The following is an 11,241-nucleotide window of genomic DNA, read 5'->3' as shown; positions in this document are numbered from 1 at the left end:
AGGCCGTCTGAACGTTCAGACGGCCTTTTTCTATCATCACTCACAAAGTCAAAAAATTATTTTTTATTGATAACAATCACTTATATAATTTCTTATATTAAACCGAATCAACTGTTGTAAAAATATTCAATAAAAATCCATGTTTTTATTCAATATAATCAATCACTAAATGAATTATTCTACTTTTTTATAATATTCACTGGTAATGTTTCGCTTATCCTGATATTATACCGTTTATCTAAAGACATCCGGTTATCTGCTTTTTAGACCGCTCATCTTAATTGCTTTAAACCACTTTGTCGGATTTTCCCATAATGTTGTGTTTCTCCGTTTCGAAGGGGTTTGAGCGGTCGAAATACCGTATTGCTTAGATGTTAAAGCTTCGTGCTTTGAAATGAGTGAATTTTTGTTTTAAGTGTCGTAATCTCTTGCTAATTACTCCCAGCTGCAAGAGTTTCAGGGTTGTCTATTTGGACAACCCTTCTTTTTTATACTCCATTATTTCAATAACTTAAGATTTTCTTATTCATATTCAAACCAATTGGCAAAACCATTCTTTTTCCCACCTCAAATCTTCTTCAATTCATTATTCGGCATTACCAGCCAAACCTGTGCCTTTTTGACTTGGGCGGCTGCTCGGATGGCCGCTTCATCCATAATGGAAAATGCAGTCGAAAAAGCATCGGCAACCGCCGCACTTTCTGCCATAACGCTCATGCTTTTATAGCGCGGCTGGCTTCCGCCTGTGCGCGGGTCAAAAAGATGGGTAAATTTGCCTGCCTCGTCCATTACCGTACCATAGCCGCCCGATGTGGCAAACGCTTGATTTTTCATGGTAATGGTGGTCAGAATTTGGTCTTCTTGGTCAGGATTGCGGATGCTGACATTCCACTCGCGCTGGTTGGCATTATCAAAGCCGTAAATCTCCCCCATATCAATCAATGCCTGAGAAACGCCTTGCTGCTTCAACAATTCAGCTACTTTGTCGGTAATATAGCCTTGGGCAATGCCGTTAAGCGACAAGCCCATGCCTTTTTGGGCAAAACGGATTTCTTTTGTATCAAAGTTAACTTTATTGAAGTCCACCAATTTAAGCGTATCTTTGATGCTGCGTTCAGACGGCGGCGTTTCGGTTTTCGGATTCCGTCTGAAATGGTCGGCATACAGATTCCACAAAGGCTGAATGCTGGGATCAAATGCACCTTGCGTCAGCTGATGAATATCCCGGCTGATACTGAGCAGCTGCAAAAAATCGGATGGCGGATTTTTCAGACGGCCTTCTCGGTTTAAGCGGCTGATCAGGCTGTCGTCCCGATACAGGCTGAAGATTTTTTCCAATCGTGAAACTTCTGCCAATACTTTGTTGATCAGTATCTCCGCCTGCCTGCGCCCAACGCCGAACAAACGCAATTCCGCACCTGAGCCTAATGCAATCCCTTTCCAGATCACAGGCTGCCCTTCTTGATTCTGGCCGGCTGAATGAGCCGGCTGATTGGTTTTTCGGCTGATGACAAAGGGAATGCCGGCACCGGCGGCAAGTGTGGCGGCGACGGCAATGAAGCGGCGGCGCGTTAAAGGGGTGGACATGGCGTATTCCTTGGATTTTTTATTTTTACATTGAACGTCTGCATCATTAAATATCAATCGGCAGCCTTCAACACAAAGGCCGTCTGAAATGGTTTCAGACGGCCTTTATTGATTGTTTTATTTGAAAATATATTCGTCGGGCATTTCTGCAAAACCGACAACTCTGCCGCCTTTTTCTTTGGCGAATTTTTCAGCTTGTGCCTTGTCGGCAAAAGGAAGCGCATCTTCCGCCCCCATGCCGCCGATAAAGCTGCTTTCGATAACGTAATAGGCCTTTTTCGCATCTATCCATTCGGTGTCGGCATTGGGTTTTTCCCAATCTTTGACTTTACCCATATCGGTAACATAGATGACATGAATGCCTTTCGGCTCTTCAGGCAGCTTGGTGTAGCCGAACATCTGCTTGATGGTGGAAAACCAAACTGGTTTTTCAGGTTTGCCGTTCAAGAAGATTTGCGCTTTAGGGCCGTTGTGTTCAGTCAAATTCATGCTGCAGTAATGACCGACCGCGCTGTCGCTGATTTGTTGGGGCGCAGGCGGAGGGCTGTTGTCCTGCTTGCTGCAGGCTGCCAATGCGATGAGTGTGAAGGTTGTCAATAATATTTTTCTCATATTTGTCGCTTTCCGAAAATCCAGGCGGCTAAAATCAAAGGAATGATAACCCATAATACCTGAGCCGTCAGCAAAACAGGCATACTCAGGCTGATTTGTTCGCTCAAACCCGCCATGCCGGCATACATGGCTGTATTTTCGTAACCCGTCAGGTTCAGCAGGCGATAAATATCTGCGGGGTTGAACAAAAGAACGGTTTCCACTACAGGCGCGGTAATAACTTGTTCGGTATCGGCAACCAAAACACCTAAAAGTGCCATATCGAAAATAACGACAAAAAACAGCCATACGCCGATAGCGATACCGGCGGCAGTACCGCGTTCTTTAACTTTTGCGCTGATCAAATAGCCCATGGACAAAAAGGCTGCGCCAAGAATCACGCTGGCAGCAATCAAGAGGGCGAAAGGCTGCCATGCGGCAATATCAAAACCGCCGTTGGCAAGCTGAAGGGTAATACCTGCCAATCCGTAGCCTGCCGTGGTAGCAAGGGCAAGAATGATGAGGTGGCCGATAAATTTACCGGCAAGGATTTGGTTGCGTGAGATGGGGTAACTTAGCAGCAACGCCATTGTACCGCGCTCGATTTCGCCAATCAGTGCATCATAAGAGAGCAACATCGCAATCAGCGGAATCAAGAAAATAGACAAGCTGGACAGGCTGACTACGGTTACCGTCAAGGGATCAACCTTGACCGAACCGGTAGGCGAGCTGCCGAGAAAGCCTAATGACAGTGCCAATGCGGCAAGCAAAAGTGCGGCGGCAAGAACCCAACGGTTGCGCAGGCTGTCGCGAACTTCTTTGCCGGTAATAATCCAAACGGGGTTCATACGTCTTCCCTCTTCAAGAATTGCGCGTACATATCGTCAAGTGTAGGCGTGTGGATATCGATGTAGGCAAGACTGCCCAAATCACCCAATTCGCTCAAAAGAGCCATACGCTCTTCTGCTTTACATTGCGCTTGGTATGACAGGCCGTCTGAAAGCGGATGCCAACGCTCGCTCAACGGGCGCGCTTCTTTCAAGCGGACGTTGACGGTCAGCGGCAGGCCGCTTTGAACATGCAACTCATCCATGCTGCCGTCGGCAACTTTCACGCCGTTTTTCATGACGATGATGCGGTCGGCGTGGCCGTCAAGCTCGGCCAGTGCGTGGGTGCTGAGCAATACGGTTGCGCCGCGTCCATTGAGTTCGCGCACAACTTCATAAAACATTTGACGCGAAGCCGGATCAAGACCGGTAGTCGGCTCGTCAAACAGTAAGACTTTAGGTTCGCCCAACAAGGCTTGTGCCAAAGCGAGGCGTTGGCGCATACCTTTAGAGTAAGTGCCGACGCGGCGGCGTGCGGCCTGGGAAATGCCGACACGCTCGAGCAATTCGCGGTTTTTACTCAGGGGCTGTTTTTTAAGTTTGGCATAGAAATCCATGGTTTCGATACCGGTCAATGAAGGGTGCAATGCAACCGTTTCAGGCAGGTAACCGATTTGGCTGCGACGCTGCGCCCCTGCTTTACTGCCGGTCGGTTCTCCCAAAAGCATCACTTCGCCCTCGGTCGGCGTAATCAGGCCGAGTATCAGCTTCATAATGGTAGATTTACCTGCACCGTTGTGTCCTGCCATGCCGACGCTCTCGCCAGCCTTGAGAATCAGATCGACTTGGTTGACGGCCTTTTGGCTGCCAAACTGCTTGGTCACGTTTCTCAATTCAACGTGGTTGGTACTGCTCATGGATATTCCTCTAGTGAATGTTTCAGACGGCCTTTGGAATTGGGCCGTCTGAAAGGTTACATATTGGCATTTCCGCCTGTCAGCGCACCGTTTTCGGCATTACCCCATTCGGATTGGTGCGTTTTTGCTTCATGCAGCAATTCGTCCTTCATGGCTTCGTATTTGGTTGTCGTTTTATTGCGGACGGGGTTCATCAAAGGCTTGCTGTCAATTACGCCGCCGGGCAGGATGGCGGGAAATTGCGATTGCGCCCATTTGACAATGCTGATGGCAGGGCTGTTCATCAATAACCGGGCGACGGGTGCGCGCCAGATGATTTGGTCGATAATCCCGTTGGGACGGTAGGCACTGTCGCCGAAGCCGTCGCCGTCAAGGTCAAAGGCGCTGTTATCGCTCCAATAGTTGCCGCGACCACCCTCGCCCCAATCGAGGAAGCGGGTGCTGACATATTTAACCTGGCTTTCGTTGTTAATAAATGAATTTTCGTACAGAGTTGTGCCTTCGATGGCTGCGGTGAAGTGGATACCGATTTGGCAGTTCTCGAAATGATTGGCAAAGATTTTATCGTAGTTGGCATTGTAGGCAAACACGCATTTGCCCGCCTTGTTGATCACATTATCGTGAATTTCGGAATAATTGACGTAGTTGAGCATAATGCCTTGGTCGCGACTGCCAACGGCAATGTTGCCATACACTTTCAGGCGTTCGGAAAACATCAGCACATAACCCATATTGTTGCCGACGGAGATATTGTTGCTGACTTCGCTGTCATTGGTGTACATATAATGGACGGCAAAGCGCAAGTCGCTAAAACGGTTGCCTTTGTAGGTATTATGGGTACTGGTATTTGAAAAAATACCGTCACGGCCTTTGGAAATATCGTTATCGACCACTTGAGCACCGGGCGCATTCCAGACGGTTACGCCGTTGCCGCGTTCGTTGACGCGCAGGGTTGCATCGCCGATGATTTTATTTTCCCGCACCATGGATTCTGCCGCACCGTGAATATACACGCCGACGGAATTGTCGATGATGTTGTTATGTTCCACCAGCGCGCGCGTTGCCGTCTCTTCTAAATAGATACCGGCATCCATTGCCGGCAAACTCATGCCGGAATGGGAAACGGTCAGATTACGCAAAGTTACATCAGGCGCATGAACGGCAACCGTTCTCCCGCTCCGGTCGCCGACAATCTTGGCGGAACGGTCGGCAGGGCCTTCGATGGTAATGGGTTTGTCGATATAGAGTTTGGTTTTGTATGTACCGGAAGCAAGCTTGAGCGTATCGCCGGCTTGGGCGCGCGCCAAAGCATCATTGAGATTGTCTTGTGCGGATACGTTGATGACTGCGGCAAAGGCCGTCTGAACCATGCTGCCAAGCAGCAATACGAGTGCGGCACGTTGCCATTTGGAACGATGGATTTGTGTGTGCGTCATAATCATATCTCTGTTTCAGACGGCCTGCTTGCCGCATGATAAACCGATGCGGAAACAGGTATTTTGGTGTTATAGCAAAGCTGTCTGATGATGGCTTTCATTTTGTGGCCATATCGGCCGACAAACAACTTTGCTATAAAGGCCGTCTGAAAGAATGTTTTTTCAGACGGCCTGAAGAATTAAATCATCAAACCGAAATTATTTTGGTTTAACAATCATTTGGCCAGACATTTCCATGTGCAATGCGTGGCAGAACCATTGGCAGTAGTACCAGTGTACGCCTGGACGGACAGCTTTGAAGGTTACAGAAGATGTAGCTTGCGGACCAATCTCCATAGCAATGCCATAACCTTCCAAAGTAAAGCCGTGAGTCAAGTCTTCAATGGTCTCAACGTTGGTTACATATACAGTAACTTCGTCGCCTTGGTTCACTTCAAATTGAGGAACGCTGTAAGCAGGCGCAACGGCAGTCATGTACACGCGTACTTTGTTGCCTTCACGTACGACTTTGGCAGCTTTTTCCAGCTCAACACCGTCTTTTTGAGCTTGTTCCAAAGCTTCTTGCCAGAACCATGGGTCTTTGCGGTCCCAAGTTTTGCTTGGGTTCACTTTAGACGCGGCAACCAAGCACAAGTCGTGTGGTTCGGCAAAAGTCGGATTGTCATGCACCAGACGCATTTCGTCGCCGGAGATGTCGATCAATTGGTCACACTCAGGTTTCAAAGGACCGGCATTCAAGAAGCGGTCTTTAGAGAACTTGTTCAAAGATACCAACCATTTACCGTCGGCTTCTTTGGTTTCGCCCATGGTAGTGTGGTTGTGGCCCGGTTGATAGTGAACGTCGAGTTTTTGTTTGATCGGATCGATTTTCTCGCCTTTATAGGCTTTAATCGCGTCATCGATGTTCCATTTCACCATTTGGCTGTCGATAAACAATGTAGTATAGGCATTGCCGCGACCGTCAAATGCAGTGTGTAATGGGCCAAGACCCAGTTGAGGCTCGGCTACGACAACATCGCGCTCTTTGATTTTACCTGCAAACAAGTCATCCAGTTTGCTGACATCCAATACGGTAACGGTTGGAGACAGTTTACCGTTGAGCATGATGTATTTGCCGTCAGGGCTTGCATTACAGCCGTGAGGAGAGTTAGGAACCGGGATATAACGAGTGTATGGAGAGTTGGCTTCCGCACGACCGTCCAACATTTTCACGCCGTTAACTTCTTTGAAGTCGCCTTTTTTGATGCCTTCTTCGATGGCGGCCAGGTTAAATACCACACACCAGTCTTGTTCGTTAGAAGATGCACCTTGTACAGTCAGAGCGCGCTCAGAGTTATAGCAGGTAGAGAAAGAGTATTTACCTTGGTAGTCGGCATCGCCATTATCCAAGTTACCGTCTACCAATACTTGCCATGCGATGTCCATGGTTTCGCCGTCAACTGCAGTATAAACGGCATTCCAAGTTTTAGGATCATCCCATTTGCCTACGCCGTCAACAGGAACAATATGCTCGCCGTTGGCAAATACGTAGCCGGTTTTCGGATAGCGTTGAGGACGCAGACCGTGAACACCTGAAACGTTTGGAATTTCAACGATTTTATCGGTTTTCATCACATCCAAGCGGATACGGCAAACGCGGTTGTTTGCTTTATCGTTGGCATATGCATAGCGGCCGTCGTAAGTTTGATCGGTAAAAGACAAGTGCGGGTGGTGCAAGTCGCCGTTAGGGTAGCAACGCAGACCGCTGTCTTGCAGGAATTTACGGGTTTCCGGCGTAATTTTTTCATTCAAAATACGCAGGCTCTCGTTGGTACGACCCCAACCGGTAGCGCTGTCCATATTGAATACAGGGATACGCATCAACTCACGCATAGAAGGTACGCCGATCAAGCGCATTTCGCCTGATTGACCGCCTGACAAGAAACCGTAGTATTGGTCAAGTTCGCCTGGACCGACTTCGGAAGTTTGTTTGCCCGGCTCGGCAGAATGAGCAGCGGCTTTCTCGGCAGGTGCAGCACCGGAAGCAGCAGCTTTATCACCCTCGCCGTTAGAGCAACCGGCCAAGCCCAACAAACCGGCACCGGCAATACCTGCACCGGAAGCAGCGGCAGTACCTAAGAATGAACGACGGCTTAAGCCGTTTTGTTCTAATTTTTCGTCTGACATACGACACTCCTTGGATAAAATCCGGCGGCCGATTTTTCAGACGGCCTGCCGATGAAAAACTTTCTAAGTCGGGCTGCCGATACAGCCCTCTTTTTTTATTGATAAATTACTACTTGTCGACACTGATTGCCGATTCTTTTTTAACAAACTGGACGACTTGTTCTTGGGCATTTTGCGTTGCTGCCGCATCATGCTGATCAGCTTTTGCCGCCGCTTGTTTTTGTTTTTTCTTATTCGTTGCCACTACTTGAGGACAACGCGTATCGTGATGATACATTACCTGACAATGCAGACATTGGATACATTCGTTCGGATGAATGTCGCCTTCAGGTGCGATTGCCTGTACGGGACATTCGTGTGTACAAATCTGGCATGGGTTACCGCACATTTTATAACGGCGCAGCCAATCAAACACACGGAAGCGGCCCGGCAATGCGATACCTGCACCCAAAGGACACAGATAACGGCAGAAGAAACGTTCGATAAACAAGCCTGCAATCAGCAAAGCGGCAGCAAACAGAACAAACCACCATTCACGCATGAATTTCAAAATAATTGCAGTTTTGAAAGGCTCAATTTCAGCAAATTTTTCAGCCGTACCCAAATCGTACAGGGAAATTGCCAACAAGGCGAAGAAAATTACATATTTAATCGCACTCAGGCGGGTATGCAACAAGTGTGGCACTGTAATTTGTTTCAGACCCAATTTTTTAGCGATACGGTTGGTTAACTCCTGCAATGCACCGAAAGGACACAGCCATCCACAGAATGTACCGCGGTTCCACAACAGCATGGTCGCCGCTGTAAAGAGCCACAGGATGAATACCAGCGGATCCATCAGGAAGAATTCCCAGTGGAACTCAGTCAAAATGGCTGAGAACAACGTCAAAGTATTCACTACCGATAATTGTGCCTGAGCATACCAGCCGATATAAAACAGCGTAAAGGTCAGGAAACAGAGACGGAACCGGTCATACCATTTTTCGTAACGGACAATCCAGTCTTGGAACAGGAATACTAACAGAAGAATTGTCAAAGCAATACCGACAACCACGATTTGACCTTGTTTGGCTTTCCAAACCTGTTTCCAAAGTTGGTTGGATACGCCTTCCTCAGCCGTTGCATCTTCTGCAATACCTGTACTTTCTTCCGGAGCAGAGGCTGCCGCAGCCACCGGCTCAACCGGTGCGCTGATTTCAACCGGCGGTGCTTTAGGATCGTCAACGTAGTAGCCTTTTGGCAATTCATAATCCAAATCGGCAGTTACAAATGCCTTATCATTTACGCTCAATACGCGTTGAATCATCAATTGCAAACGCCATGGTTCGGCACCATCAAATTCCACACCTTCAGGGATGGTGAACCAAGAAACTTCTTTAAACGCGGGAGCACCTTCGGCGGATAAAGCAACTACACGTTCATGTTGCGCATCGGTAAAGCGGAAGCTGGTATCGCCTTGAATCATTTCAATACGGTCAAAGATACCGCCGCGGACATAACCCGAACCTTTCCAAGAATAGCGGCCCTCGCCGGCCACCATCACGGCTTCTTGGCCAGGTTTCAAACGTTTTTGCAGGTTGTTCCAACCGGCTTCACCTAAAAGGCTTTTACCGATGGAAGGTTGACTGACCAAGGCAACATACAGATCAATAAATGTATCGTTACCATCGCCCTGCTCCGCATGATCTGCCACACCTGCTTTACCGCTTTTCTCAAACAGTTTATTGATTTCGTCGATAGAAATATGCAGATGACCGACGGCTTTTTGTTCCAAAAGCGCATTCCATGACAGGATATCTTGTTTGTCTTGATTGGCAACACGACGCGGACGGGTTTGAACGGAAGGTTCGGCAGACTGTTCGCCGGAAGCAGCTGCCGTACCGGCTTGAACTGCTTTATCTGTACCCAAATGATATTGATGGATTACCGCTTTAACAGAGCGCTGAATACTGTCATTGATGACCATCAGGGTTACAGTCGCACCACTAATAATATCCCCTGGTGCAACACCTGGTTGAGGCGGGTTTTTAATAAAATTTAAGCCGATATATTTGTCAATGAATTTATCGACACGGGATTGCGGGATACCGATCAGCATAATCGGCTCATGGTGCTCAACCAATTTTGCACCGGCAATAGTGCCATCATTGGCCAAGGCAACCATCGTATCGATCGGTTTGCTCGAATAACCGCGCGTATTGACCACGTCAGTCGTGATATAAACCAAGCCAAGCTGCTCTTCGCCCTTGTATACGCGAGCAACCAAAGGCTTACCTTCAGGCTTACCGTAGCGGTCAGCACCTGGGAAAATTTCAGACGGCTGAACTTTTGCCAAGAAATCAGGCAAGCGTTCCGCGTAAGCAGGCAGGCTTACCATCATCATGAAAAATACAGCGAACAGCATAAGGATTCGTTTCCAAATGCCACTTAAACACTTTACTTCAAGGCAGGACATGGCTATTCCCGATATATCGATACTCTAAACACTGATATTATATGAATCATCCATCGGCAATAATTTGATTAAAATCAAGTTTACAAATCTTAAAACCAAATTCCATATGCTAATAATACTTTAGAACTATATTGAACAATCCCATCTTCGGTAGACATGAAACATAGGAAAATCAACCCGATTCAACAAATCTTCTTATATTATTAATTTATTTATAATAATACTCAAAACAATTCCCAAAATTCTATTCAGCATATATTAAAGTAGAATACAAAGATTCGATTTTAATTTCAATAGGCCGTCTGAAAATAATTCAGAAAATACTTTACTCCACTCTTTCAACAATAAATGTACTTTCTACACAAACAAAAAGAGCCTGTATAAAACAGGCTCTTTTTCAGACTAATCTTAAGTCAGATTAGAATTTGTGACGCAGGCCAACAGTACCAGCAGTTTTCTCGTATTTGTAGTCGCCTTTGCCTTCTTTCAACCAGCCAGCAGACAGCAGGGCAGAAGTACGTTTAGAGAAGTCGTAGTCAGCACCAACGATAACTTGGTTGTACGCGCTGTTCTCTTGTTTCACGCCTTCTTCTTTAGCTTTGAAGCCGTGAGCGTAAGAAACACGAGGAGTTACGTTGCCGAAGCGGTAAGCAGCAGTTGCACCAACTTCAGTACGTTCGTTTTTCTTAGCACCAGCTACGTCAGCTTTAAAGCCTTCGTATTGGCCTACAACAGCAACCATCAGGTTGTTAGCATCGTAACCAGCAGTCAGACGGTGTGCTTGGTGATCTTTGTAAGTACCAGCAGCCAAAGTAGTGTTGCCGTTGAATGCATCCAAGTAGCCAGCATCCAGGTCAGCACGTTTAGCGTAAGAACCAGCATAGCGACCGAAGAAGCCAGAGTTTTCGTAGTTCAGACCCAAATCGTAAGATTCACGGCTTTTCACAGTGTGAGTGTATTTGTCGCCAGGATTAGCATTGTCGCGAGGTTGGTATTGTACGCTTGTACTGAAACCACCAAATACAGGAGAGTCGTAACGTACAGACACTTTACGAGTATCTACACGTTTGATTTTACCCAGTTGCAGAGCGTCTGCGTTAGCGGCACCAGATTCCCAAGGGTCGAAGCTGTCGCTGCTGTCTTTCAGAGCAGTGTTCAGGTTACCGGCACGAACTTTACCGAAGCCACCTTCCAAACCGATGAAAGATTCACGGTTAGCAAAACCAGAGTCACCACCGGCGATAGAAGTGTTTTGTTCAACT

General features: G+C 47.4%; 8 protein-coding genes. All 8 read right to left on the bottom strand.

Annotation, left to right across the window (positions count from 1 at the left end; all coding sequences use genetic code 11):
- Positions 1–567 precede the first annotated feature (567 nt).
- The gene (locus HMPREF2551_RS01715) at positions 568–1,587 is read right to left on the bottom strand and encodes an FAD:protein FMN transferase (RefSeq protein WP_070836894.1); all 1,020 of its coding nucleotides are present in this window, start codon (positions 1,585–1,587) and stop codon (positions 568–570) included.
- A 117-nt stretch (positions 1,588–1,704) separates the two neighbouring features.
- A complete protein-coding gene (locus HMPREF2551_RS01710; protein WP_003748604.1) occupies positions 1,705–2,199 on the bottom strand; it encodes a nitrous oxide reductase accessory protein NosL in 495 nt (164 codons plus the stop codon).
- The gene (locus HMPREF2551_RS01705) at positions 2,196–3,026 is read right to left on the bottom strand and encodes an ABC transporter permease (protein ID WP_036493197.1); all 831 of its coding nucleotides are present in this window, start codon (positions 3,024–3,026) and stop codon (positions 2,196–2,198) included. The genes HMPREF2551_RS01710 and HMPREF2551_RS01705 overlap by 4 nt, the downstream gene beginning before the upstream one ends.
- A complete protein-coding gene (locus HMPREF2551_RS01700) occupies positions 3,023–3,922 on the bottom strand; it encodes an ABC transporter ATP-binding protein (protein ID WP_070836893.1) in 900 nt (299 codons plus the stop codon). Before HMPREF2551_RS01700 ends, HMPREF2551_RS01705 begins: the two co-directional genes overlap by 4 nt.
- 56 nt (positions 3,923–3,978) lie before the next feature.
- Positions 3,979–5,364 carry a nitrous oxide reductase family maturation protein NosD gene (locus HMPREF2551_RS01695; protein ID WP_049322791.1) on the bottom strand — a complete coding sequence of 462 codons (1,386 nt, stop codon included), beginning with the start codon at positions 5,362–5,364 and terminating at the stop codon, positions 3,979–3,981.
- 192 nt (positions 5,365–5,556) lie between these two features.
- Positions 5,557–7,524 carry a TAT-dependent nitrous-oxide reductase gene (gene nosZ / locus HMPREF2551_RS01690; RefSeq protein ID WP_036493194.1) on the bottom strand — a complete coding sequence of 656 codons (1,968 nt, stop codon included), beginning with the start codon at positions 7,522–7,524 and terminating at the stop codon, positions 5,557–5,559.
- Between the two features lie 109 nt (positions 7,525–7,633).
- Positions 7,634–9,928, bottom strand: coding sequence for a NosR/NirI family protein (locus HMPREF2551_RS01685; RefSeq protein WP_283122395.1), 2,295 nt, complete (start codon positions 9,926–9,928; stop codon positions 7,634–7,636).
- A 469-nt stretch (positions 9,929–10,397) separates the two neighbouring features.
- Positions 10,398–11,241, bottom strand: an 844-nt coding sequence (locus tag HMPREF2551_RS01680) for a porin (protein ID WP_070836918.1), incomplete at its 5' end; no start/stop codon positions are given.

The organism is Neisseria sp. HMSC066H01 (assembly GCF_001837375.1).
Taxonomy (GTDB): Bacteria; Pseudomonadota; Gammaproteobacteria; order Burkholderiales; family Neisseriaceae; genus Neisseria.
This window is presented reverse-complemented; position numbering and strand designations above follow the sequence as displayed.

Bases quoted from the DNA above. Each gene is read 5' to 3' on its own strand.
- HMPREF2551_RS01715 (WP_070836894.1), bottom strand. From the start codon at position 1,587: ATGTCCACCCCTTTAACGCGCCGCCGCTTCATTGCCGTCGCCGCCACA.
- HMPREF2551_RS01710 (WP_003748604.1), bottom strand. From the start codon at position 2,199: ATGAGAAAAATATTATTGACAACCTTCACACTCATCGCATTGGCAGCC.
- HMPREF2551_RS01705 (WP_036493197.1), bottom strand. From the start codon at position 3,026: ATGAACCCCGTTTGGATTATTACCGGCAAAGAAGTTCGCGACAGCCTG.
- HMPREF2551_RS01700 (WP_070836893.1), bottom strand. From the start codon at position 3,922: ATGAGCAGTACCAACCACGTTGAATTGAGAAACGTGACCAAGCAGTTT.
- HMPREF2551_RS01695 (WP_049322791.1), bottom strand. From the start codon at position 5,364: ATGATTATGACGCACACACAAATCCATCGTTCCAAATGGCAACGTGCC.
- nosZ (WP_036493194.1), bottom strand. From the start codon at position 7,524: ATGTCAGACGAAAAATTAGAACAAAACGGCTTAAGCCGTCGTTCATTC.
- HMPREF2551_RS01685 (WP_283122395.1), bottom strand. From the start codon at position 9,928: ATGCTGTTCGCTGTATTTTTCATGATGATGGTAAGCCTGCCTGCTTAC.